Annotated in this window: 20 protein-coding genes and 1 pseudogene; 9 read left to right on the top strand and 12 right to left on the bottom strand. The window is 62.6% G+C overall.

Translation table 11 applies throughout. The features are described 5' to 3' along the window. Positions 1–2: 2 nt before the first annotated feature. A complete protein-coding gene (locus tag C1H84_RS02560; RefSeq protein WP_113606559.1) occupies positions 3–494 on the top strand; it encodes a DUF1990 family protein in 492 nt (163 codons plus the stop codon). 159 nt (positions 495–653) lie between these two features. Beyond that, positions 654–1,121 (top strand): nucleoside deaminase, encoded by a 468-nt coding sequence (locus C1H84_RS02555; RefSeq protein ID WP_047119471.1) that lies wholly within the window; start codon positions 654–656, stop codon positions 1,119–1,121. Positions 1,122–1,150: 29 nt separating this feature from the next. On the opposite strand, the gene C1H84_RS02550 is transcribed toward C1H84_RS02555, so the two are convergent. Both C1H84_RS02550 and glnA read right to left on the bottom strand, forming a co-directional pair. Continuing rightward, entirely contained in the window at positions 1,151–1,498 is a 348-nt protein-coding gene (locus C1H84_RS02550; RefSeq protein WP_113606453.1) for a hypothetical protein, read from the bottom strand. An 87-nt stretch (positions 1,499–1,585) separates the two neighbouring features. After that, entirely contained in the window at positions 1,586–3,010 is a 1,425-nt protein-coding gene (gene glnA, locus C1H84_RS02545) for a type I glutamate--ammonia ligase (RefSeq protein WP_047119469.1), read from the bottom strand. A 338-nt stretch (positions 3,011–3,348) separates the two neighbouring features. On the opposite strand from glnA, the gene C1H84_RS02540 reads away from it, so the two are divergent. Further along, positions 3,349–3,711 (top strand): RDD family protein, encoded by a 363-nt coding sequence (locus tag C1H84_RS02540; protein WP_113606452.1) that lies wholly within the window; start codon positions 3,349–3,351, stop codon positions 3,709–3,711. Positions 3,712–3,814: 103 nt separating this feature from the next. On the opposite strand, the gene C1H84_RS02535 is transcribed toward C1H84_RS02540, so the two are convergent. The 3 genes and pseudogenes from C1H84_RS02535 to lipB form a co-directional block, all read right to left on the bottom strand. Next, positions 3,815–4,564, bottom strand: a complete 750-nt coding sequence (locus C1H84_RS02535) for a DUF4191 domain-containing protein (RefSeq protein WP_047119467.1) — start codon at positions 4,562–4,564, stop codon at positions 3,815–3,817. A gap of 154 nt (positions 4,565–4,718) precedes the next feature. Continuing rightward, the gene (gene lipA, locus C1H84_RS02530; RefSeq protein ID WP_053798379.1) at positions 4,719–5,720 is read right to left on the bottom strand and encodes a lipoyl synthase; all 1,002 of its coding nucleotides are present in this window, start codon (positions 5,718–5,720) and stop codon (positions 4,719–4,721) included. Positions 5,721–5,753: 33 nt separating this feature from the next. After that, a pseudogene (gene lipB, locus C1H84_RS02525) lies at positions 5,754–6,413 on the bottom strand (lipoyl(octanoyl) transferase LipB); the annotation flags it as partial. Between the two features lie 240 nt (positions 6,414–6,653). Here lipB and C1H84_RS02520 point away from each other — a divergent pair. After that, positions 6,654–8,027, top strand: coding sequence for a protein kinase domain-containing protein (locus C1H84_RS02520; protein WP_181728013.1), 1,374 nt, complete (start codon positions 6,654–6,656; stop codon positions 8,025–8,027). A gap of 88 nt (positions 8,028–8,115) precedes the next feature. Here the strand turns inward: C1H84_RS02520 and C1H84_RS02515 are convergent, their stop codons facing one another. The 4 genes from C1H84_RS02515 to C1H84_RS02500 all read right to left on the bottom strand — a co-directional run bounded on the left by C1H84_RS02515 (position 8,116) and on the right by C1H84_RS02500 (position 13,561). Continuing rightward, on the bottom strand, positions 8,116–8,466 hold the full coding sequence (locus C1H84_RS02515) for a hypothetical protein (protein ID WP_047119462.1): 351 nt from the start codon (positions 8,464–8,466) through the stop codon (positions 8,116–8,118). A gap of 114 nt (positions 8,467–8,580) precedes the next feature. Further along, positions 8,581–10,308: a 2-oxoglutarate dehydrogenase, E2 component, dihydrolipoamide succinyltransferase gene (sucB, locus tag C1H84_RS02510; RefSeq protein ID WP_113606450.1), complete on the bottom strand. Its 1,728-nt coding sequence runs from the start codon at positions 10,306–10,308 to the stop codon at positions 8,581–8,583. A 116-nt stretch (positions 10,309–10,424) separates the two neighbouring features. Beyond that, a complete protein-coding gene (gene lpdA, locus C1H84_RS02505; protein ID WP_047119460.1) occupies positions 10,425–11,804 on the bottom strand; it encodes a dihydrolipoyl dehydrogenase in 1,380 nt (459 codons plus the stop codon). Between the two features lie 242 nt (positions 11,805–12,046). Beyond that, entirely contained in the window at positions 12,047–13,561 is a 1,515-nt protein-coding gene (locus C1H84_RS02500) for a leucyl aminopeptidase (RefSeq protein ID WP_113606449.1), read from the bottom strand. 277 nt (positions 13,562–13,838) lie between these two features. On the opposite strand from C1H84_RS02500, the gene C1H84_RS02495 reads away from it, so the two are divergent. The 4 genes from C1H84_RS02495 to C1H84_RS02480 all read left to right on the top strand — a co-directional run bounded on the left by C1H84_RS02495 (position 13,839) and on the right by C1H84_RS02480 (position 18,707). Then, entirely contained in the window at positions 13,839–14,783 is a 945-nt protein-coding gene (locus tag C1H84_RS02495; RefSeq protein WP_231735936.1) for a proteasome assembly chaperone family protein, read from the top strand. Continuing rightward, the gene (locus C1H84_RS02490) at positions 14,780–16,048 is read left to right on the top strand and encodes an MFS transporter (RefSeq protein ID WP_052772402.1); all 1,269 of its coding nucleotides are present in this window, start codon (positions 14,780–14,782) and stop codon (positions 16,046–16,048) included. Before C1H84_RS02495 ends, C1H84_RS02490 begins: the two co-directional genes overlap by 4 nt. Before the next feature lie 91 nt (positions 16,049–16,139). Continuing rightward, positions 16,140–17,243: a DUF4192 domain-containing protein gene (locus C1H84_RS02485; protein WP_113606448.1), complete on the top strand. Its 1,104-nt coding sequence runs from the start codon at positions 16,140–16,142 to the stop codon at positions 17,241–17,243. Between the two features lie 225 nt (positions 17,244–17,468). After that, positions 17,469–18,707, top strand: a complete 1,239-nt coding sequence (locus tag C1H84_RS02480; protein ID WP_053798372.1) for an RNA polymerase sigma factor — start codon at positions 17,469–17,471, stop codon at positions 18,705–18,707. Positions 18,708–18,887: 180 nt separating this feature from the next. Here C1H84_RS02480 and C1H84_RS18455 read toward each other — a convergent pair whose 3' ends face one another. Then, positions 18,888–19,112 carry a DUF7455 domain-containing protein gene (locus C1H84_RS18455; protein WP_047119455.1) on the bottom strand — a complete coding sequence of 75 codons (225 nt, stop codon included), beginning with the start codon at positions 19,110–19,112 and terminating at the stop codon, positions 18,888–18,890. 223 nt (positions 19,113–19,335) lie between these two features. Between C1H84_RS18455 and C1H84_RS02470 the strand changes: the two genes are divergently transcribed. Next, positions 19,336–21,444 carry a DNA gyrase/topoisomerase IV subunit B gene (locus C1H84_RS02470; RefSeq protein WP_047119454.1) on the top strand — a complete coding sequence of 703 codons (2,109 nt, stop codon included), beginning with the start codon at positions 19,336–19,338 and terminating at the stop codon, positions 21,442–21,444. Between the two features lie 84 nt (positions 21,445–21,528). On the opposite strand, the gene C1H84_RS02465 is transcribed toward C1H84_RS02470, so the two are convergent. Both C1H84_RS02465 and C1H84_RS02460 read right to left on the bottom strand, forming a co-directional pair. After that, on the bottom strand, positions 21,529–22,494 hold the full coding sequence (locus C1H84_RS02465; protein ID WP_113606446.1) for a M56 family metallopeptidase: 966 nt from the start codon (positions 22,492–22,494) through the stop codon (positions 21,529–21,531). Between the two features lie 23 nt (positions 22,495–22,517). After that, the gene (locus tag C1H84_RS02460) at positions 22,518–22,889 is read right to left on the bottom strand and encodes a BlaI/MecI/CopY family transcriptional regulator (protein ID WP_047120787.1); all 372 of its coding nucleotides are present in this window, start codon (positions 22,887–22,889) and stop codon (positions 22,518–22,520) included. Positions 22,890–22,915: the final 26 nt, after the last annotated feature.

Raw genomic sequence — 22,915 nt, 5'->3', positions numbered from 1 at the left:
TGATGTCCCGGACGCAGATCCGCGAGGAGCGCTGGAGCCCGGAGCCCGGAGGCTGGCGTGTGTGGAGGCGCCAAGTCTACCTCGGCTCGGGCCACGCGTTCTGGGAGCAGTCGGCGGCAGCGCTGCTGCACGGGGAAGTGAAAACCCGCAGCGGATTCCGCATCAGCACGCAGGACAAAGTCCGCAGCGGAGCCAAGCCGCAGATCATCGTCCCCGTGGGACCGGCGTCGATCCACGAACCTGTCGAGGTGGTGGATGTCGTTGAATGCGGCAACCTGGCCGGATTCGCCTATCGAACCCTGCCGGGACACCCGGTCTGCGGCGAAGAAGCCTTCATCCTGCGCCGGATGGGGCCAGCGGTGTTCCTGAAGATCCGCTCGCTCACCGCCGCTTCGGACCGCTGGACCTGGCGTTCGGTCTTCTGGCTGCTGCTGGGAGCGCAGCGGTTCATCCGGTGGCGCTATCTGCGGGTGATGCGCCAGCGCACGTCCTGACCTGCATCTGCATCGGCGGGACGGCGGCAAGACCATGAATTTCATTTCGACCCTCGCACCCGCGCCTCATCAGGGGATAGGCTGGGCAGGCAGTTCCAAATTTCGGTTCGGCGCCCCCGGATTGCCCGGCAGCGCCGATGGTTTGAGGGGGAAAAGGACATGGATCCGCAGTTAATGCAGGCAGCGGTCGACCAGTCGGTACTGGCGCTGGAAAGCAACGACAGCGGCCCGTTCGGGGCGGTCGTGGTACTGGACGGCAAGGTCATTGCCACCGGATACAACACCGTGGTGCATGATTCGGATCCGACGGCCCACGCGGAGGTCAACGTGATCCGCAAGGCCGGACAGGCTCTGGGAACCTTCGACCTGTCACAGTGCGAGCTCTACACCAGCTGCGAGCCGTGCCCCATGTGCCTCGGCGCCATCTACTGGGCGCGATTCAAGCACGTCTACTACGCGAACGACCGGCAGGACGCGGCGAACATCGGCTTCGACGACAACTTCATCTACACCGAACTGGAGCTTCCCATGAGCGAACGGCGCATCCCGTTCACCAAGGTCGAGCTGGCCTCGGCTCTGGGGGCCTTCGAAGCGTGGACCGCCAAGGTAGACAAGCAGGAATACTAGCCGCCGCTGATTCAGGGTTGGCTTGGCGATTAGCGGTGTTCCACGTCCGGCCAAGCCACGCGGAAGCGTTCGGTGGGCTGCAGGGCCTTGGTGCGCAGCGCATTGGCCAGGACGATGCCGTGGGGTGAGATTTCCAGTATGTTCAGCACCTCGGCGGCATCGCGGGAGCCGGCATCCAGCACCCAGGTGGTCATCACCTCGCTGATGCCGCGATCCACCAGCAGCTGCTCGCCGTCCACGTATCCGCAGGCATCCGCCAGTGCGTGGCTCAGGACGTTGCGCGGGGTCACCAGTTTGTAGTCGGGATCCGCAGGGTCGAGATGACCCACGGTTTCGCCGTCTTCGCGCTGCACGCCGACCCGGGTGGAAAAGTCCATGACGCCAGCGTACCCCGGAACGAAATAACGCCGGGTTCCACCTGTTGGTGGAACCCGGCGTAGTGCTGTCACCCCGCAGGGCGGGGATTAGCAGCCGTAGTACAGCTCGAACTCGTATGGGTTCGGGCGCAGGCTCAGTGGCTTGATTTCGTATTCGCGCTTGTACTCGATCCAGGTCTGGATCAGGTCCTCGGTGAACACGCCGCCCTCGAGCAGGAACTCATGGTCGGCTTCCAAGGCCTTGAGCGCCTCCTCAAGGGTTTCAGGAGCACGCTGGATGTCCTTGGCCTCTTCGGCAGGAAGCTCGTAGAGGTCCTTGTCGATCGGGTCTGCAGGCTCGATGCGGTTCTTGATGCCATCCAGGCCAGCCATCAGCTGGGCTGCGAAGGCCAGGTACGGGTTCGAGGAAGCATCTGGAGCGCGGAACTCGATGCGCTTTGCCTTCGGGTTCGAACCGGTGATCGGGATGCGGATACCGGCCGAGCGGTTGCCCTGCGAGTACACCATGTTGACCGGTGCCTCGAAGCCCTTGACCAGGCGGCGGTAGGAGTTCACGGTCGGGTTGGTGAAGGCAAGCACCGCATCTGCGTGCTTCAGCAGGCCGCCGATGTACCAGCGGGCGGTGTCGGACAGGCCGGCGTAGCCCTTCTCGTCGTAGAACAGCGGATCGCCGTTGCTCCACAGCGACTGGTGCACGTGCATGCCCGAGCCATTGTCGCCGAAGACCGGCTTCGGCATGAAGGTTGCGGACTTGCCCCAGGCGTCGGCCACGTTCTTCACGATGTACTTGAACAGCATCAGTTCATCGGCGGCATGCACCATGGTGTTGAACTTGTAGTTGATTTCAGCCTGGCCGGCAGCGCCAACCTCGTGGTGGCTGCGCTCGACTTCTAAGCCTGCTGCATCCAGCTCGACGCAGATGGCATCGCGCAGGTCAGCCTGCTTGTCGGTTGGGGAGACAGGGAAATAGCCGCCCTTGAACGGGGTCTTGTAACCCTGGTTGCCGCCCTCTTCCTTGCGACCGGTGTTCCATGGCGCTTCGTCAGAGTCGATCTTGTAGAACGCACCCTGCGGCTTGGACTCGTAGCGGACGTCTTCGAAGATGAAGAATTCTGCTTCCGGAGCGAAGAATGCGGTGTCGGCGATGCCGGTCGATTCCAGGTAGGCCTCGGCACGCTCGGCCACGCCACGCGGATCGCGGTGGTACGGCTCGCCGGTGCGAGGGTTGATGATCGAGAAGTTCATGGCCAGGGTCTTCTCGATACGGAATGGATCGATGAACGCGGTGCTGACATCCGGGATAAGCTGCATGTCGGAATCAGAAACACCTGCGAATCCGCGAATGGAGGAACCATCGAAGAGCTGGCCGTTGACGAAGAAGTCCGCGTCGACCGACTTGGCTGGAACATTGAAGTGCTGCTGGACACCTGGAAGGTCAGTGAATCGAATGTCGACGAACTTGACGTCCTCTTCGGCAATGTAGGCCAAAGCTTCTTCTGGACTCTTAAACATGTGCAGGTTACTCCCTGGTGAGATTTAGGTTTGGTAAACGGAACGATCACACGAAATGATCTGAGCTGTTCTCTTGCTTACCCATCAAGCTTACCTAGGATCCGTTTCTTATTGGTGTCTCTATTGTTTCGTCCGCGTTACAAACAACATGTTCGGGCGTGTCGTACGTCTCTGATCAGTGTGAAAGCACGGGTGTAACAAACAAATCCGTGCGGAAAATCAGTGAAAAATGTTTACACAGGGTGCGCGGATAGACTAGAGGGGTGGAACGCAAAGACTTTAGTTCGTGGCTTGAAGGCCCGCCCCAGCTTAATTCCCAGCATTGGCCGGGGGAGCACATGGGCCGTCCAGAGAAGGGCCCCGGCTCGATTGGGCGCCTGCCGCGCCGGCTCGGGGCAATCAGCATCGACTGGGGGCTGTCGATGCTGCTCAGCTGGTGGCTTTTCGACCTGAACGACTGGGCAACGTTGGCGCTGTTCGGCCTGGGCCAGATCATCGGAGTAGGCATCACCGGGCATACCATCGGCCATCGGGTCTTTAGGATGCAGGTCCAGTCGACGGACGGCACTGCGGTCACGCCGTTGCAGGGACTGATTCGCTCGGTGCTGCTCTGCCTTTTCATCCCGGTACTGATTGCCGACAAGGACCAGCGCGGACTGCACGACCGACTGGCCAAGAGCATCCTAGTCAACATCCGCTAGCAAGAGCAGGCTCCCTTGGCCCGGGCACGAGGCCCGTGGCGCTGCACAGAATCAAGACAAAAAAGAAACCGCATCGAACGATGCGGTTTCTTTTTATCCGGTCCTAGCCTCGCATGGCGCGGCGGTTCGGGCGAACGCGGTTCGGGTCGATGCCCTTGGGGATCGGCAGGCGATTCGCGGTCAGGGTGCTCAGACGCTTCTCGACTGCGCTGACCTCAAGCTTGGTGATCGACTTCGGAAGCTTCTTCATCTTCTTGGCGACGTCTTCCAAGGCCACCTGGTCTTCGTCCTGGCCGGCGTTGATCACGTGGATCGGAACGTTCGGCAGTACGCGGCCGACTCGTTTGCGCTCGGAGATCACCAGATCGCGCACGCGGGACTTGGGGCCTTCGGAGACCAGCACCACGCCGGCGCGGCCAATGGCCATGAACACGAGGTCCTGGTGGCGGTTGTAGGCAACCGGTTCCTCTTTCAGGATCCAACCGCGACGCAGTACGCTCATCGCTGCGCCGACAGCACCCGGTCGTCCGACCAGCTGCGAGAAGGCGGCCTTCTCGGCGCGGCGGGACATGATGTACATAGCAGCGAGCAGGGCCAGCGGGATCGAGATGATCAGCATGGTGACCCAGTTGCGGATCAGCAAGCCGATGACCAGGCCCACGGCGATGATTCCCAAGGCAGCCAGAGCCATCCACCAGACGACCATCGGGTCGTGGCGGCGGGTCATCTGGAAGACCTGGCCGATCTGCTTTAGGCGACCGGGCTCTTTGTTCTGCTTCTCAGCTTTTGGTTTACGCGAAAAAAGCCCACGCTTTGATTGCGAGGCAGCGTCGTTGTCGGAGTTTTTGGCCATAGTGCCTCAATTCTACGCGATGAATCTATGAGATCTAATCCAGTGCGGGAAATTGCCAGTCCCGTACGGCTGCGGGGGAGGGCCAACGCACGATGTCCCGGCCCAAATGGTCCGGAGTGTACCATTCGGGCCGGGACATTTCCGGCGGCGTTGCCTAGCTTCCGATCAGCGAGGCAGCTTCCTGACGGGTGTCGCCGGAGGATTCGATGTGCGCGAGCGCCTCGGGGATCTCGCGGCCCTTCTTGCGCATGGCTCCTGCCCACAGTCGCCCGGCCCGGTACGACGAGCGCACCAGCGGCCCGGACATGACCCCGGCGAAGCCGAGCTCTTCGGCTTCCTGCTGCAGCTCCAGGAATTCCTGCGGCTTCACCCAGCGGTCAACAGGCAGGTGACGTTCGGTCGGGCGCAGATACTGGGTAATGGTCAGCAGGTCGCAGCCAGCCTCGTGCAGGTCGCGCATGGCCTCCGAGATTTCCTCGCGGGTCTCGCCCATGCCCAGGATCAGGTTCGACTTGGTGATCATGCCGCGCTGGTGGCCATGGGTGATGACGCCCAGAGAGCGCTCGTAGCGGAACGCCGGGCGGATGCGCTTGAAGATGCGCGGCACGGTTTCCACGTTGTGCGCGAAGACCTCCGGAGCGGAGTCGCAGATCGCGTCCAGGTTCTCCGGCTTGCCGGAGAAGTCCGGGATCAGCAGTTCCACGCCGGTGTTCTCGTTGAATTGGTGGATGCGGCGCACGGTTTCCGCGTACAGCCAGACACCCTCGTCTTCGAGATCGTCGCGGGCGACTCCAGTCACGGTGGCGTAGCGCAGGTCCATCTTCTTCACGCTCATGGCGACCTTGAACGGCTCGGAGCGGTCCAGCGCCGCCGGCTTGCCTGTGTCGATCTGGCAGAAGTCGCAGCGGCGGGTGCACTCGGAACCGCCGATGAGGAATGAGGCCTCGCGGTCTTCCCAGCACTCGAAGATGTTCGGGCAGCCGGCTTCTTCGCAGACGGTGTGCAGTCCCTCGGACTGCACCAGGTTTTTCAGCCCCACGTATTCAGGACCGATGTTGAGTTTCGCCTTGATCCACTCGGGCTTGCGCTCCACGGGTACGGCGGCGTTGCGCTTTTCAACGCGCAGTAGTCGACGGCCTTCTGGCTCGATGCTCATTGACTGCTCTTTCTAAAGGAAGGGAGTGGTTGTCTAGACGACTTGAGGGGTGAGGAGACGCTCAAGCTCCTGCTGGACGCGATCGACCACGTCGCTGGGGGAGATTTCGCGGCCCAGTTCCTTGGAAATCGTGGTGACGCCGGCATCCGTGATGCCGCACGGGATGATCTGGTCATAGGCGTTGAGATCATTCGAGCAATTCAAGGCGAAACCGTGCATGGTCACGCCGTGGTTGATTCGAATTCCGATGGCGGCGATCTTGCGGTCCTGCTCGCCCTCCGCACCTGGAACCCACACCCCGGAGCGTCCTTTCACCTGCGCGGTGGGGATGCCGTACTCGTCGACCACGTTGATCAGCGCTTGTTCGAGGGTTTCCACGTATAGCCTGATTGCGCTGATCTTGCGCAGCTTGACGATGGGATAGCCAATGAGTTGTCCTGGGCCGTGCCAGGTGAGTTTGCCTCCGCGGTCAACGTCAACAACGGGGGTGCCGTCGAGGGGAAGATCTTCGGGTTCAGTTCGTTTGCCAGCCGTGTAAACGGCTGCATGTTCGAGGAAGAGGACTTTTGGGGTTTGTTCGTCCGCGGCCACCGCATCATGCAGCTGGATCTGGTAGTCCCAAGCCTGCATGTACGGAATGTATTCTGTGCCGAGTCCGACTCTTTCGAATTCGATCGCCATGGGGGTTACCCTACGCCGTTGAACCGGCGGTCGCTAATTCGCCACCACCCGCTGTACATGTGGATAACGAATTTGCAATTCGGGATTATTCGGTAGAACGAAACCATGGATGAATCAACGAATGTGCTGGCCTGGCCAACGTGCCCCGGTTACATGACAGTGAAACCCTTAAGTACCAAGTCACCATGTAAAGTTTGGCTCATTCGACGAGAGTCGGACCAGCAATATATGGTGCTGAAACTTAGTCTGACTATGGAAAATGTGGCGTCGCAGAGGATTCACAATGTCAATGCCGCGAGGAAATATGTCGTCGATTCTTACGGCATGCTCAGCACCCAGCTAGGCGACGGGCTGCTGATGGAGTACTGCCCGGGTGGCAGCCTCGCTGCGCTCATGGCTCGGCGCTCGAACTTCACGCTCGCCGAATGCGTGACAGCTCTGGCCCCCATCGCCCAGGCCATTGCGGGACTTCATGCAGCAGGGATGCGGCACGGGGACATTTCGCCGTCCAACATCATGCTCACGGCACAGGGCATGCCGAAGATCATCGACTTCCAGGAAGCCTCTTTGAGCCAGGATGCGGCTGAAGTCGCCGGGACGCCCGGATTCATCGCACCCGAGACGTTCACAGGCGCAGGGGAGGAGGAGCTCGGCGCCCGGGACGTCTTCGCGCTGGGAAGCTGCCTCTGGTACCTTCTGGACGGCGAACCACCGGACGAGCCGCATTACCGCCCGCCGGTCAGGGTCCAGTTTCCCGGCGTTCCCGAGATCATCCAGGAGCTCCTGGCCGACTCGTTGGACGAAGATCCACTGCAGCGCCCCACCGCGGACCAATTCGCCCGGACGCTGTTCTCCAGCATTCCGGCCGCGCCGATCCACTGGGAAGGGTTCATCGACACTGACAGCAACCAGCTGATGGATACGATCCACCCTGACGTGGCGGCACGGACGAAACACCGTCGAGCCGGGTCACGTCGGAAAGCAGGAAAGACCAGCACCGTCATTCCGGGAGATAGCGGCAGCTGGCACGGGCACCGTCTACGCCGCACCCCCGGAGGCGCGAAGGTCGTTGCCGCGCTCGCGATCGGAGGCATCGCGATTGCGGCCAGCTTCCTAGGGGTGAAATACCTGTTGCCCGGCCAACCGCCGGACCCGGCGGCACAGGGCGCAGTACCGGGCGAGACGCCAGGCTGCCGGATCCTGGACGTCGGGGAGGTCCCAGCCTGCTCCTTCGAAGCCGATACAGTCATTGCAAGCTTCCTGGCACTGTCCGCCGCGCGTGACCGGGCCATGAACTCAGGCGATTCCTCGGCGCTGCGAAAAATCTACGTCGAGGACTCGGAGCAACTGCAGAGGGACCGTGAAACCCTGGACTCGATGCGCAAGCTGAAATTGCGGTTCAATGGCCTCGAAACGAAATTGGAGGATGTCTCGATCCAGGCTCGCGGCTCCGCAGACACCGTGATCCTTCAGGCCCTTTCGACGCACAGTTCCTATACCTACGTTGATGCAGCCGGCACGTTGCGGCACCAGGTGGGCGCGGGCGACCCCGAACGGATCCAGGTCGAGGTCGAGCTTGTTGACGGCCAGTGGTTCCTCGGGACGGTGCTCAGTCGCAGCGACTGAGAATCAGCGCCCGTTAAACTGCAAACGGCCGTTCTCCCAGGAATCAGGGAGAACGGCCGGTGAGCGGACGCAACAGCGTGTTGGGCGATTAGCTCCAGAGCACTGCGACGGCAATGTTGACCAGTGCCAGCCCACCGACTGCGTGGGCGATGCCGGTGGAGACTTCTTGGCCTGCCTTGACCTTTTTACGGCCGATGAAGGCGGCCACGGCGATGCCCAGGGCGATGACGACCTTCACGCCGATCTTGATGTGGTTGACGTCAGCGTCCTGCGCTTCGTAGATGCCTACCAGAGCCAGGCCGGTGATCACCTGCAGCAGCGCGCCGTACCACTGCCACACGTTGACAGTAGGGGTCTTGAAGTTGGCCAGCCAGCCGCCGAAGATCGCTGCCGCACCCAGGATGTGCAGGAATACGAGGAAAGAGATTGCAAAAGTCATATCTCCAGAGTAGTCGAGGTTCGACGCATTGTAGAAACGACAAGGGGAAGCTTCTACCGCCGGCGAACCAACGTGAAAGCTTCCCCTTGCTAGAAGCGCTGAAGCGTCCCGGCCTTACAGGCCCAGATCGCCCTCGAATGCGCCGCCTTCAAGACGTGCCTTGACGGTCTGCAGGAAGCGACCGGCATCGGCACCGTCTACCAGACGGTGATCGTAGGTCAGGCACAGGTACATCATGTGGCGGATGGCAATCGAGTCATTACCCTCGGCGTCGGTGACGACCATTGGGCGCTTGACGATTGCACCGGTGCCGAGGATGGCAACCTGTGGCTGGTTGATGATCGGGGTGTCGAACAGGGCGCCAACCGAACCGATGTTAGTGATCGAGAAGGTGCCACCGGACAGCTCGTCCGGACCGATCTTGTTGCTGCGGGTACGGGCAGCGACATCAGCGATCTTGTTGGCCAGACCAGCAAGGTTCAGATCGCCAGCGTTGGAAACCACAGGAACCAGCAGTCCCTTGTCGGTATCCACCGCGAATGCCAGGTGCTCGGCATTGTGGTAGGTGATCTGCTGAGTCTCTTCGTTGTACTCGGCGTTCAGCTTCGGGTGGGCCTTCAGAGCCTCGGCAACAGCCTTGGCGATGAACGGCAGGTAGGTCAGGTTCACACCGTTGACTGCCTTGAAGTTGCTCTTGGCCGAGCCGCGCAGCTTCACGATGCGGGTCATGTCGATCTCGTGGACCTGGGTCAGCTGAGTCGAAACGTCCAGCGATTCGCGCATGCGGCGGGCGATGACCTGGCGGATGCGCGGAGCCTTCTCGGTGGTGCCGCGCAGGCTCGAAGCTTCGACTGCCGGGGCGGCTGGCTTGGCGGCAGCAGGAGCGGCGGCAGCGGCTGGAGCAGCTGCTTCCTTGGCGGCAACTGCGTCAAGCACGTCCTGCTTGCGGATGCGTCCGCCAACACCGGTGCCCTTGACCGAGGCGATGTCGATGCCGTGCTGGTTGGCCAGGCGGCGAACCAGTGGGGTGACATAACCCGAATCGTTCGACTCGGCGGCTGGAGCAGCTGGTGCGGCCGGAGCCGGAGCGGCAGCAGGTGCCGGAGCGGCCGGGGCTGCAGGAGCGGGGGCCGGAGCTTCTTCCTTGGCAGCCGGTGCTTCCTCCTTGGTGGCCGGAGCTTCTTCCTTGGCTTCCGGAGCTGGCTCGGCTGGAGCAGCAGGAGCTGCCGGGGCTGCATCTGCCGAACCGATGACGGCCAGGACTGCGCCGACCTCAGCGGTCTCGTCTTCCGGAACGCGGATTTCCAGCAGGGTGCCGGCCACTGGGGACGGAACCTCGGTGTCGACCTTGTCGGTGGAAACTTCCAGCAGCGGCTCGTCGACGGCGACTTCCTCGCCGACTTCCTTCAGCCAGCGGGTGACGGTACCCTCGGTGACCGACTCGCCCAGGGCAGGCAGGGTGACCTCGGTGCCGGAAGCGGAGCCGGCGGCAGGAGCCGCAGGAGCAGACTCGGCAGGTGCTGGTGCTTCTTCAGCGGCAGGCGCCTCTGCGGATGCCTCTTCGGCGGCAGGAGCAGCAGGGGCAGCGGACTCGCCGGCACCCGAACCGTCGCCAATGCGGACCAGGGGAGCGCCGACTTCGGCTTCCTCGTCCTCGGCGACAAAAATTTCCTCGATGACTCCGGCAACAGGCGAAGGAACCTCGGTATCAACCTTGTCGGTGGAAACTTCCACCAACGGCTCGTCGACCTCTACGCGGTCGCCGACCTGCTTCAGCCAGCGGGTTACCGTACCTTCGGTAACACTTTCACCCAGTGCGGGCAGGTTTACGGTTTCAGACATCTTCCCGTATCTCCTCGTTTATAAAACTTGAATTTTGTAGGAGGCGTTGCCTCCGAGCCTAGACCATGCGGGCGGCGCGGCCGAAACCTGCGCCGCCCGCATGACTTGATGCGCTGTTAGCCGTGCAGAGGAGCGCCGGCCAGAGCCATTGCGGCTTCGCCCAGGGCTTCGTTCTGGGTCGGGTGCGCGTGGATCAGCTGTGCAACGTCCTCTGGGTAGGCTTCCCAGTTCACGATGAGCTGTGCTTCGCCGATCTGCTCGCCAATGCGGCCACCGATGCCGTGCACGCCGACGATAGGGCCGTTCTTGACACGTACCATCTTGATGATGCCGCTGGTGCCCAGGATCGAGGACTTGCCGTTGCCGGCCAGGTTGTACTCGGTGGTCTCGATCGAATCGGCGCCGAACTTCTCCTTGGCCTTGGGCTCCGTGTAGCCGACGGAGGCGATCTCTGGCTCGCAGTAGGTCACCTTCGGGATGTTGATGTCCTCGATGATGGTCGGCTTCTTGCCGGCGATTTCCTCGGCGACGAAGCGGCCATGCTGGTAGCCGCGGTGCGCCAGCTGGAGGCCTGGCACGATATCGCCGATGGCGTAGATGTTTCCAACGCCGGTGTGCAGGCGCTCATCGGTGATCACGAAGCCGCGATCGATGGTGATGCCCTGCTCCTCGTAGCCCAGGTTCGCGGTGACCGGACCGCGGCCTACTGCAACCAGGACGATTTCTGCTTCCAGGGTCTTGCCGTCGGCCAGGGAGACCTTAACGCCGTTGGCATCCTGCTCGACCTTTTCGAAGAAGACACCGGTGTTGAACTTGATGCCGCGCTTCTTGAATGCGCGCTCCAGGTTCTTGATGATGGCAGGATCCTCGTTCGGAACCAGCGACGGCAGGCCCTCGACGATGGTGACGTCCACGCCGAAGGACTTCCAGACCGAGGCGAACTCGACGCCGATGACGCCGCCGCCAAGGACGATGGCGCTCTTCGGCAGGTCTTCCATGTTCAGGGCTTCGGTGCTGGTCAGGACGCGGCCGCCGATTTCCAGGCCGAAGGTCTTGGACTCGGAACCGGTGGCGAGCACGATGTACTTGCCCTTGTAAACGGTGCCATCAACATCGATGGAATCCTGCGAGACGAGGCGGCCGTTACCGGTGATAACGTTGACCTTCTTCATCTTCAGCAGGCCCTGCAGGCCCTTATGCTTGCCGGCGACGATGCCGTCCTTGTAGGTGCGGACGCCAGCCAGGTCGATCGACTGCAGCGAGGAGTTGATACCGTACTTGGCACCCTCACGTGCGTTCTCGGCAAGTTCTGCGGCATGCAGGTAAGCCTTGGTCGGGATGCAGCCGGTGTGCAGGCAGGTGCCGCCCAGCTTCTCCTTCTCGATCAGACCGACGGTGTAGCCCAGCTGGATGGCGCGCAATGCTGCCGAGTATCCAGCGGATCCACCGCCGAGGATGAGGACATCAAATTCTTGCGTTGCTGCCGAATCGGCCACGTGAACGCTCCCTCGTTATTAGCTTAGTGAGGCCGACTTTGGTCGGCCAGGGGATCGGGTCGCGGATCGATGGTTTGTGCTGGTAGGCGCGCGCCAGCAATCCGCAGTGATGTTTCAAAACTTACCTTAGTACCGTCGGCGCGGTGCAGTCACCTTCGCGCGCCCAAAAGTAGGGTATGTCTCGTTGCCCTGAACCGGCCGTGGCGCATGAAATTGATAAATTCCATGCGCCACGGATAGTCCTAGCGGGTGCCGGCCAGCTTTTCAGCGTAGGCAACCAGCGTGCGGACCTGCGAGCCGGTGCCGTTCTTCGGGGTGTAGCCCCAGGCCTGGCCCTCGTTGAAGGCGGGACCGGCGAAGTCGATGTGGGCCCAAGGGATCTTGGCGCCGTCGACCTCTCCGACGAACTCCTCCAGGAAGACGGCGGCGGTCATCATGCCGCCCATGCGTTCGCCGATGTTCGCCAGGTCTGCCACCTGCGAGTCGAGGCTCGGGCGCAGCTCCTCGGGCAGCGGCATGGCCCAGGCCAGCTCGCCGGCTTCGTCGGACGCGGCGACCAGGTCGTCGCGGACCTGCTCGTTGCCCATGATGCCGGCGGTGCGCAGGCCAAGTGCCAGCATCTGCGCGCCGGTCAGGGTGGCCATGTCGATCATCACGTCAGGCTTTTCCTCGCTGGCTGCGGCCAGGCCGTCGGCCATCACCAGGCGGCCCTCGGCGTCGGTGTTCAGCACCTCGACGGTCTTGCCGCCGAACATGGTGATGACGTCGCCCGGACGGGTCGAGGCCCCGCCTGGCATGTTCTCGGCCAGGCACAGCCATGCGGTGACCTTCAGGTCCAGGCCCAGCTCGGCCACGGCGCAGATGGTCTGGAACATCGCGGCGGCGCCGGACATGTCCGACTTCATGGCGTGCATGCCTGCAGGCGGCTTCAGCGAGATGCCGCCGGTGTCGAAGGTGATGCCCTTGCCGATCAGCGCCAGGTGCTTCTGGGCCTTGGCCGGCGAGTACTCCACCTTGACCATGCGCGGCTGGCGGGCTGAGCCGCCGCCCACGCCGATCAGGCCGCCGAAGCCGTCCTTGGCCAGGCGCTTCTCGTCCATGACGGTGACCTTCAGCGGCAGCGGCTTGGTGTAGTCCTTGACCGCCTGGGCGAAGGACTCCGGGTAAAGCAGGTTCGCCGGGGTGTTGATCAAATCGCGGGTAGCGCGCACGGCGCGGCCGAGGATCGCGGCGCGCTTGAGGGCGTCCGGCAAGTCCTTGGAGGTCGCTGCGTCGGTGGCGACCATGGCTTCGGCGAGCACCGGCTTGTCGTTGGCGGCGGTGCGCAGGTTCTCGTAGCGGTAGGAGCCCAGGGCGATGCCCTCGGCGATCGCCGCGACGCGTTCGGTGGTGTCGGCAGGCAGCGCGTAGATCGCGCTCTTGGCGTTGGACATCTGGCGGGCGGCCGAACCGGCGGCGCGGCGCAGGGTCTCTGCATCCAGCTCCGACAGTTCTTTGACGCCTAGGCCGATGAACATCAGGACCTTGGCCTTGGTCTCCTCGACGGCTGGCAGCAGCGCCACCTCGTCGGCCTTGCCGCCGACGCCGATCAGGGTCAGCGACTTCTCAAGTTCGGTGGTGACGTCCGCGGAGAACGGGGACGCGGCAATTGACACCTTGTCGCCGTTCTTCAGTACGCCCAGCACCAGGGTATCGGCGCTCTTGCGCTTGATGTCGGTGCCGATGGCAGTCAGTGTGAGATCACTGGAGTTGATCACAAAATCATTCCTTCTATGCCTTTGTAGGGTCTAAGGACGAGACAGCCCAGAGTTCAATGCCGGAAACGGTGATGCCGGTGGGCTGCGTATCTCCCATAGACGATGTTATCCGAGGTCCGGCGTCGGCGTGCGATACTTCACAGCGAGCGAAAGCCCGCACGCGCTAGGATTGATGATTGAGCTGTGTCCGGATGCCGTGTGCCAGGAGCATCGTGGCGGGGCAGGAATTCTTTCCAGTGTGGTCAGTAGAGAGGTGGACATGTCCAGGGAACCGTTGATGACGTTGGTCGCGTCCGAGGTGGACGACGCCCGACTTCAGGGCCTGGGCATGTACGTGGCGCTGCGCGGAATGTCAGATGCAGGCCATGCCCACTCGCAGGTGGCCAACGAGCTGTTCGGCCGCCTGGACTCCGAGTTGTTCGCGACCTTCGACGCCGACGAGTTGGTGGCCTACACCTCCCAGCGGCCGCGGGTGACCTTCCTGGGCGACCATTTCGCCGGCTACCAGGCCCCGCGCTTGGAGATGTATCTCATGACCGACGAGCTTGAACGCAAGTTCTGGCTGCTGACCGGCGTGGAACCGGACCTGAAATGGGAGCGGCTGGTTGCCGAGCTGCTCGGCTTCATCGAGGCGTTCAACATCTGCCTCGTGGTCAGCACCGCGTCCCTGCCGATGCCGGTGCCGCACACCCGCCCGGTCGGGGTCACCGCCCACGGCAACCGCAAGGACCTGATCGAAAACATCTCGACCTGGAGCCCCACCGTGGAATCCCCGGCGGGACTGACCTCGCTGATGGAGATCCGCCTCAACGACGCAGGGCGCGACGTGGTCGGCTATTCGCTGCACACCCCGCACTACCTCGCCGAATCTGAGTACCCGGCGGTGGCGGTGGCCGCCTTGGAGCATGTCGGCGCCGCGCTGAAGCTCGCCCTGCCGACGGACAACCTGCGCGAAGCGGGCCGGCTGGTCGACACGCAACTGGCCGAGCAGCTCGAAAGCAGCACCGACGTGCGCCAGATGGTCGACGGCTTCGAACAGCGATTCGACGCGCACGCCCAGGAGCACGAGCGCCGTTCGCTGCTGCTCGACGAGGGGGAAGACATGCCGGATGCCGAGGAACTGGGCACCCGCGTTGAAGACTTCCTGGCGACGATCGAAGACACGCAGGACTGGCTGAACAATTCCGAGAATGACCCGTTCCCGGGTGAAACGGAACAGTGAGCACTTCCCACCTGAACTCGAAAAAATCGTGGCTCGTCTACGGTTTCGCAATACTTACCTACATTTCGGCCATTGCGCAGCGCACCAGCTTCGGCGTGGCCGGACTTGAAGCCACCGAGCGCTTCGACGCCAACGCGCAGATCATGGCCACCTTCTCGGTGGTCCAGCTGGTGGTCTATGCCGGGGCGCAAGTCCCGGTCGGGTTGCTCTTGGACCGTTTCGGCCCGCGCATCCTGATTACCACCGGCGCGATGCTGATGACCGCCGGCCAAGCGTTCCTCGCCATTTCAACCAACGTCCCCATGGGACTTGTCGGCCGTGTCATGGTCGGCATGGGTGATGCCATGGTTTTCGTCTCGGTGCTGAAGCTGCTGCCGCTGTGGTTCTCCGGATCGCGGATCCCCATCCTGACCCAGCTGACGGGAACGTTCGGCCAGTTGGGGCAGCTGATCAGCATCTTCCCGTTCCACATGATCCTCGTGGCCCGCGGATGGACTCCCGCCTTCTCGGTCCTCTCGGCCTTTGCCTTCGCGACGCTGATTACCACCATCGCCTTTGTCCGCAACGGCGACAGCTGGGCGCACGCCAAGCAGGGCGCCGGAACGCACCAGGGATCGCGCCTACTGGCGGCCTTGCGGCAGCCCGGCACCAGGCTCGGATTCTGGACCCACTTCTCCACCGCATTCATGATCAATACGTTCATGATGACCTGGGGCTACCCGTTCCTGGTCCAAGGCCAAGGGATCGACAGCGCACTGGCTTCGAGCCTGATGTCGGTGTTCGTCGTGGTCGCAGTGCTGGTCGGTCCGCTGCTTGGCGCCTTGACATCTCGGCATCCGGGCAAGCGCTCCTTCTTCGCGCTGGGAATCATCGCCGGGATGGTCGTGATGTGGGCTATCGTGCTGCTGTGGCCGGGACAGGCGCCGATGTGGGTGCTGATCATCCTCATGGTTGCAGTCGCCGCCGGTGGCCCGGCGTCGGTGATCGGCTTCGACTTCGCCCGCACGTTCAATCCGCCCCACCTGCAGGGAACCGCAACCGGCGTGGTGAACACCGGCGGCTTCATCGGCGCCTTCATCACGATCTACGTCATCGGATTCATCATGGACTGGGCCTACAAAGCCGGCGGCTCGACCGGGGAGCTCTACAACCTCCCGGCATTCCGCGTCGCGCTGTCCTTCCAGTTCGTCATGATGGTCATCGGGGTGTCCTTCATGCTGATTGAACGGGGTAAGGCCAGGCGATTCCTGGCCGAAAACGGCTAGCTCCGCGTCCTTCGCCGGCCTGCCCCTTTGGTTCTCCACAGTTCGCCAGGCATCGGGAAAGGACACGGGCCCGGTGCTTCACCGTGGGTTCATGACTACTACACCTGAACGCCACCCGCTGTCCCTCGCGGATGTTGAAGACATCCTCGCCTACATCCCGCACGCTTTGGGATTCCACCCCGTCGATTCGGTGGTGCTCCTGCTGGTCCAGGAACAACGGCTGGAAGCAACGCTGCGCGTCGACCTGCCCGCCATGCAACCGGAGGAAGGGCTGAATGCCTGGGTGTTGCAGGTGACAAACCTCCTGCGCCGGATGCCCGAAGTGCGCAGTGTTGTCGCCGTGGTCTACGCGCCGTCAGGGCTCGGAAGTTGCCGCGAAATTCCCTACCGGGCGATGCACGAGAAACTCCGCGACCGGCTGCAGCTGCGGGGCATCGAGCTGCGCCATGCCTGGTGCCTGGGGCCCCGGTGCATCTGGGACTACCATGCGGAAAGCGTCGAGGCCTGGCTGCCAAGGCCGCAGACCGACGGAAACGAGACGCACCTGTCGATGGTGCTGGCAGGATCGGCGCCGCTGGACAAGCCCTGGGACGGGTGCGGCATGGAGCCATGGCCCAACGCGGAGAACGTCAGGGAGCTGGCGGACGCGCTCAGAGGGAATTCTGTCGAAGGAATCGCCCGCTGGGCGAAGCTACTGGAGTTGCCGCCGGAACTTGCTGCCCGGGAAATCCATGAGGACCCAACCTGCGCGGCCGAACTGATCGACTCGTTGCGTTGGAAAGTCGTGCGCGACATCCTTCCCTATCTTGCCGGTACCAGCCATGGGGAAACGGTTGATGTTCTGGTCAAGTTGTCCGAACGCGAACCGGGGGAGGAAGTGCCGGAACTGGGCCAGTTCCTGCTGGGCCAAGGGTGGCGCAGTCCCGATTGGGAGCGCACCGAGAGGTTGTGGTACCTGGCCCGCGATCTGCTGGGCATTGCGCAGAACCACCAGCGCTACGCGCTGATGTGTGTGCTCGGCTGGATTGAATGGGCCAAGGGAAGGGGATCCCTGGCCATGACGCTGTTGGACCAGGTGTTGCGCGAATGCCCGGACTACAATCTGGCGAAGCTGCTGAAGGAAATGCTCAATCAGGGCATCATGCCGCATTGGGCCACCGACCAGCTGAGGGCTTGGAGGGCCCATTTCGCATGACACGATGCGCCTTTGCGCCCTCCAAGTGGTGTCCGGGCATCAATTCATGGATAATGGTTCCACAGACCCGGTTAGGTTCGAAAGCGCCTATGCCTCAAAGTCACTGATTTTGGGAACATTTGGCGGAGCTGGTGCGTTGTAAAGGACGTGCCAACTTACGGTGATTCGTCGTGTACGAATTGCTATCGGACTTGACAGGGTCATAGTGGTGTTACCGGCAGGTGCATCCGGAACGCATCGTTAGAAAGGTTATTCGTGTCATCTTCTGAGACGAACGCTAATCGCAAGGCAACCGAGGCTGAGGTCGACGTCGCCGAGGAATCGGTATCCAAGCCTGTAGCGAAGAAGCGCGCTACCAAGGCCCGTACCAAGAAGGCAGCAGCCGACTCCGCAGATCAGACCGAAGAGGCCACCGAGCCCGAGGAACTCGACGACGATGCCGAGGCAAACGCCGAAGCAAAGGCCGGAGAGAAGCCAGAGGAAGAGTCCAAGGGCTTTACCCTCTCGACCACCGACGACGACGCCCCGCAGCAACAGGTCATGGTTGCCGGCGCTACCGCGGACCCGGTTAAGGACTACCTGAAGCAGATCGGCAAGGTTGCCCTGCTGAACGCGGAACAGGAAGTCGATCTCGCGCTGCGTATCGAAGCCGGCCTGTTCGCGCAGGACAAGCTGGATCACCACAGCGAAGGCATCGACCAGCGACTGCGCTGGGACTACGAGCAGATCATCCACGACGGCAAGATCGCCAAGAACCACCTTTTGGAGGCCAACCTCCGCCTTGTGGTCTCGCTGGCCAAGCGCTACACCGGCCGCGGCATGCTTTTCCTGGACCTGATCCAGGAAGGCAACTTGGGCCTGATCCGCGCCGTGGAGAAGTTCGACTACACCAAGGGCTTCAAGTTCTCCACCTACGCGACCTGGTGGATCCGCCAGGCGATTACCCGTGCCATGGCTGACCAGGCGCGTACCATTCGCATCCCGGTCCACATGGTTGAAGTGATCAACAAGCTGGCACGCGTCCAGCGCCAGATGCTGCAGGACCTGGGCCGCGAACCAACCCCGGAAGAGCTGGCCAAGGAACTGGACATGACCCCGGAAAAGGTGGTCGAGGTCCAGAAGTACGGCCGCGAACCGATTTCGCTGCACACCCCGTTGGGCGAGGACGGCGATTCCGAGTTCGGCGACCTGATCGAAGACTCCGAGGCCGTCGTGCCAGCCGATGCGGTTTCCTTCACCCTGCTGCAGGAGCAGCTGCACTCGGTGCTCGACACCCTATCTGAGCGCGAGGCCGGCGTTGTCGCCATGCGCTTCGGCCTGACCGACGGACAGCCCAAGACCCTGGACGAAATCGGCAAGGTCTACGGCGTGACCCGTGAGCGTATCCGCCAGATCGAGTCGAAGACCATGTCGAAGCTGCGCCACCCGTCGCGTTCACAGGTGCTTCGGGACTACCTCGACTAAGTCGTTAGTGAGCTGTGGCCGGGCCGATCCGCAAGGATCGTCCCGGCCACAGCTGCTTAACCACCCAAGCGCGGCCAGCGCGACTGGCTCGGCCGGCAGCTTGGCGGCACAAAAAACCACAGGCGGTCCCATCCAGTGATGGGACCGCCTGCGGTGCATCCCTCGCGGGACAAGTTACGATCAGTCGTTGATGTCGACCTTCGGCTTTTCGTGGAGCCGCGAGGACTCGTCATGCCACACGGAAGTCTGTGGGCGCAGTTTTGGTTCCACGTCCCGTGCATGGTGAGCGCAGAAGAGCAGCTCGCCGCCGGTAGAAGCTAGCACAGCCCGTACGTAGGCCTGTGCACCGCAGCGGTCGCACCGGTCGAGGGCGTTGAGTTCACGACTAGGTGTTGTAGTAGTCATCGCCAGCCTCCCTAAATAGATGGTTACTCTATACAACCAGCTTTGCCCCTGACTTTATCCCGAAAGGGCCGCGCTTTCGCTCACCGCGTAGCGAGTGTGGATAAGCTCTCACGGCCGGACCGGCAACCGCATTACCGCCAAATGCCGCCAATTCGAACAAAGTAACGATTAGAATGGAATGCAAAGTAGTTCTTTTCTCGCGTCAGTAGGAGACAGCAGCCCAGTGGCCTCATCCGAAAATTACAACGCCCGCCACCTCTCGGTTCTTGAAGGCCTGGAGGCCGTGCGCAAGCGGCCGGGTATGTACATCGGTTCCACCGATTCCCGCGGCCTGATGCATTGCCTGTGGGAAATCATCGACAACTCGGTTGACGAAGCCCTGGGCGGCTTCGGCCAATCGATCAACGTGATCCTGCATAGCGACGGATCGGTCGAGGTCCAGGATGACGGCCGAGGCATTCCGGTAGACGTTGAACCAAAAACCGGATTGAGCGGCCTAGAGGTCGTTTTCACCAAGCTGCACGCTGGTGGCAAGTTCGGCGGCGGTTCCTACAGCGCCTCCGGCGGCCTGCACGGCGTGGGCGCCTCGGTGGTCAACGCGCTATCCTCCCGGCTCGATGTCGAAGTGGACCGCGGCGGCAAGACCTACGCCATGCAGTTCCGCCGTGGCGAGCCTGGAGCCTTCGTGGACAAGGGCCGCAAGAAGTTCGATGCGGAATTCATCCCGCACGAAAAGGCCACCCCGCCGGAGGTCATCGGCAAGGCTAAACGCGGAGTCACCGGAACGCGCATTCGCTACTGGGCGGATAACTACATTTTCACTCCGGACGCGAAATTTTCCTATACCGACCTCCAGGACCGGGCGCGCCAGACGTCGTTCCTGGTTCCAGGACTGCGCATCACCCTGCGCGACGAGCGCGGCCTGCCCGGCACCCCCGGGGCCGAAGGGCCTCACGAAGAGGTCTTCCAGCATGACGGCGGCATCAGCGAGTTCGTCGACTTCTTGAGCAGCGATTCGCCGGTGACTGATATCTGGCGTTTCCACGGCAGCGGCTCCTTCCACGAGAAGGTCCCGGTGATCGACGAGAACGGCCGCAGCCACATCGAGGACGTGCAGCGCGTGTGCGAAGTCGACGTCGCGCTGCGCTGGGGGATTGGCTACGACACCACGCTGCGCAGCTTCGTCAACATCATCGCCACCCCCAAGGGCGGAACCCATACGACCGGTTTCGAGCAGGCCCTGCTGAAGTCGTTCCGCAAGAACGTCGAGGCCAACGCCCGCAAGCTGAAGTTCGGCCAGAAGGACAAGCTGGAGAAGGATGACGTCCTGGCCGGCATGACCGCAGTGCTCACCGTGCGCCTGGCCGAGCCGCAGTTCGAGGGCCAGACCAAGGAAATCCTGGGCACGCCCCAGGTGCGCCAGGTGGTTTCCAAGGTTCTGGAAAAGGCCATGAACGAACGCCTCGGCTCCAGCAAGCGCAGTGAGAAGGCCGAGGCTTCCTCCTTGCTGGAGAAGGTCGTCAACGAGATGAAATCCCGCGTCTCGGCCCGCATGCACAAGGAAACCCAACGGCGCAAGACCGCGCTGGAATCCTCGTCGCTGCCAACCAAGCTGCTGGACTGCCGCAGCAAGGAAGTCGGCCGTTCCGAAATGTTCATCGTCGAGGGCGATAGCGCCCTGGGCACCGCCCGCTTGGCTCGCTCCAGCGAATTCCAGGCGCTGCTGCCGATCCGCGGCAAGATCCTGAACGTGCAGAAGGCCTCGGTCTCCGACATGCTCTCGAACGCCGAATGCGCGGCGATGATCCAGGTGATCGGCGCAGGGTCGGGCCGCAGCTTCGACATCGAGCAGGCCCGCTACGGCAAGATCATCCTGATGACCGATGCCGACGTCGACGGCGCGCACATCCGAACCCTGCTGCTGACCTTGTTCTACCGCTACATGCGGCCGATGATCGAGCATGGGCGCGTGTACGCGGCGGTTCCCCCGCTGCACCGCATCGAGATCATCAACCCCGGATCCAAGCAGAACGAAGTGGTGTACACCTATTCCGAAGCCGAGATGCAGCGCCTGCTGGCCAAGATCGAAGCCGAGGGGCGGCGCTACAAGGAACCGATCCAGCGCTATAAGGGCCTGGGTGAGATGGATGCGGACCAGTTGGCCGAAACCACCATGGATCCGCGCCACCGCATGCTGCGCCGGGTGAACATCGAGCACGCCCAGCAGGCAGAGGAGATCTTCGACCTGCTGATGGGTTCGGACGTCGCGCCGCGCAAGAGCTTCATCATCGCCGGAGCCGAAGACCTGGAGCGCGAACGCATCGACGTGTAAAACCAGCGAAAACCGAGTCCGCCGCCGCCAGCCCACGTATCGTGGGCTGGCGGCGGCGGACTTCGTTGTTGGCGGGGCCGGCGGCTACCAAGCCAGCAGGCGCGGAGCGATCAGCAGGACGGTCGGGCACACCATGAGCAGCACGGTGCAGGCAAGGACCAGGCCGCGCTGCGGTTTAGCCAGCGGTTCCTCGGGGGTGAGCAGCCGTTGCAGGCGACGGGAGGAGACTTCGCCGCCGGGCATCCCTACCTGCTGCGCGTTGGATGAACCTGCGGCGGCGGAGCCCGGAGCCTCGGGGGCGGCGGCCGCCGCGACGGTGACGATGGCCTTGAGCAGGGTTTGGCGTCTGACCTGTTCCAGAGCCTTGTCATCGGCCAGCATCTCGATCAGCTGGCGCACCGCGTCCAGCGACAGCCGGGACGTCGGAAGCCAGGGCAGCGCCTCGTTCCATGCGGTGAACGCCAGGATCAGCAGATCGTGCCGCTGGTCCAGATGCGAGCTTTCATGGGCGATCACCGCAGCCTGTTCCTCGGGGGAGAGCTTGGTGAGCAGCCCGCGGGAGAGCACGGTGACGGATTGGGCGATCCCCGGTACGCAATAGGCGACCGGCATGTCGTGATCCAGCACCAGGGTATTGGGCCGGGTCTCGGAAGGGTTGCTTAGCAGGCGGAGCAGCTGCCGATGCTTGGCGCGCTGTCTGGTGGTGCGCCATGCGGCGCGGGCCAGGGTGAGCACCAGATGGAAGCCGAACAGCAGGGCGGTGCTCAAGGCGAAAAGGTGCACGACGCCGGGATAGGCGACACCGGGTTCGCCGGTGATCAAGCCCCAGCCGGCAATCAGCGCCGAGATCAGGTCGTTCCCCAGTGGCGCCAGGCCCCAGACCAGCATGGAGCCGATCATGGACAAGCCACCGCCAAGTGCGATGGCCTGCCAGAGCAGGACAGCTTGCACGGGAGCACGGGAGGTCCATTTTGCCTTGGACAACGCCAGCGGCGTTGGCCACGCCAATGCGATAGCCAACGCCGCTAGGAAATATGAGGTGAGAAGCACTCAGTCCCCGAAGTTCGTGTAAATTAGGCGGACTTTACAGTGTCCAAGATAGCACGAAGGGATGCTGCTTCATCTGCTGAAATGCCGCCGATAAAGCGGGCGAGAACTGCTTCGCGGTCCTGGGCGGTCCCCAGGGCGTCGTTGAGCAATCCCACAGTGTGATCCTCGCGGGTGGAGGACGCGGTGTAACGGTGAGGGCGGGTGGTACGTTCGCGTATCACGAGGCCCTTCTTCTCCAGTCGTGCCAACACGGTGAGAACCGTGGTGACTGCGAGTTCCTTTGCATCGGTACCAAGTGCCGCAAGATCGTCCCGGAGGTCGTTTGCGGTGAGTGGTTCTGCGGAATCCCACAGCAGGTCCATGACGGAGCGTTCCAGATCGCCAAGGCTGGCCACTAGGTAGTACCTCACTTGCTTTAGTT

This window comes from Glutamicibacter soli (assembly GCF_003309065.1).
Taxonomy (GTDB): domain Bacteria; phylum Actinomycetota; class Actinomycetes; order Actinomycetales; family Micrococcaceae; genus Glutamicibacter; species Glutamicibacter soli.
This window is presented reverse-complemented; position numbering and strand designations above follow the sequence as displayed.

Bases quoted from the DNA above. Each gene is read 5' to 3' on its own strand.
- C1H84_RS02560 (WP_113606559.1), top strand. From the start codon at position 3: ATGTCCCGGACGCAGATCCGCGAGGAGCGCTGGAGCCCGGAGCCCGGA.
- C1H84_RS02555 (WP_047119471.1), top strand. From the start codon at position 654: ATGGATCCGCAGTTAATGCAGGCAGCGGTCGACCAGTCGGTACTGGCG.
- C1H84_RS02550 (WP_113606453.1), bottom strand. From the start codon at position 1,498: ATGGACTTTTCCACCCGGGTCGGCGTGCAGCGCGAAGACGGCGAAACC.
- glnA (WP_047119469.1), bottom strand. From the start codon at position 3,010: ATGTTTAAGAGTCCAGAAGAAGCTTTGGCCTACATTGCCGAAGAGGAC.
- C1H84_RS02540 (WP_113606452.1), top strand. From the start codon at position 3,349: ATGGGCCGTCCAGAGAAGGGCCCCGGCTCGATTGGGCGCCTGCCGCGC.
- C1H84_RS02535 (WP_047119467.1), bottom strand. From the start codon at position 4,564: ATGGCCAAAAACTCCGACAACGACGCTGCCTCGCAATCAAAGCGTGGG.
- lipA (WP_053798379.1), bottom strand. From the start codon at position 5,720: ATGAGCATCGAGCCAGAAGGCCGTCGACTACTGCGCGTTGAAAAGCGC.
- C1H84_RS02520 (WP_181728013.1), top strand. From the start codon at position 6,654: ATGGAAAATGTGGCGTCGCAGAGGATTCACAATGTCAATGCCGCGAGG.
- C1H84_RS02515 (WP_047119462.1), bottom strand. From the start codon at position 8,466: ATGACTTTTGCAATCTCTTTCCTCGTATTCCTGCACATCCTGGGTGCG.
- sucB (WP_113606450.1), bottom strand. From the start codon at position 10,308: ATGTCTGAAACCGTAAACCTGCCCGCACTGGGTGAAAGTGTTACCGAA.
- C1H84_RS02495 (WP_231735936.1), top strand. From the start codon at position 13,839: ATGACGTTGGTCGCGTCCGAGGTGGACGACGCCCGACTTCAGGGCCTG.
- C1H84_RS02485 (WP_113606448.1), top strand. From the start codon at position 16,140: ATGACTACTACACCTGAACGCCACCCGCTGTCCCTCGCGGATGTTGAA.
- C1H84_RS18455 (WP_047119455.1), bottom strand. From the start codon at position 19,112: ATGACTACTACAACACCTAGTCGTGAACTCAACGCCCTCGACCGGTGC.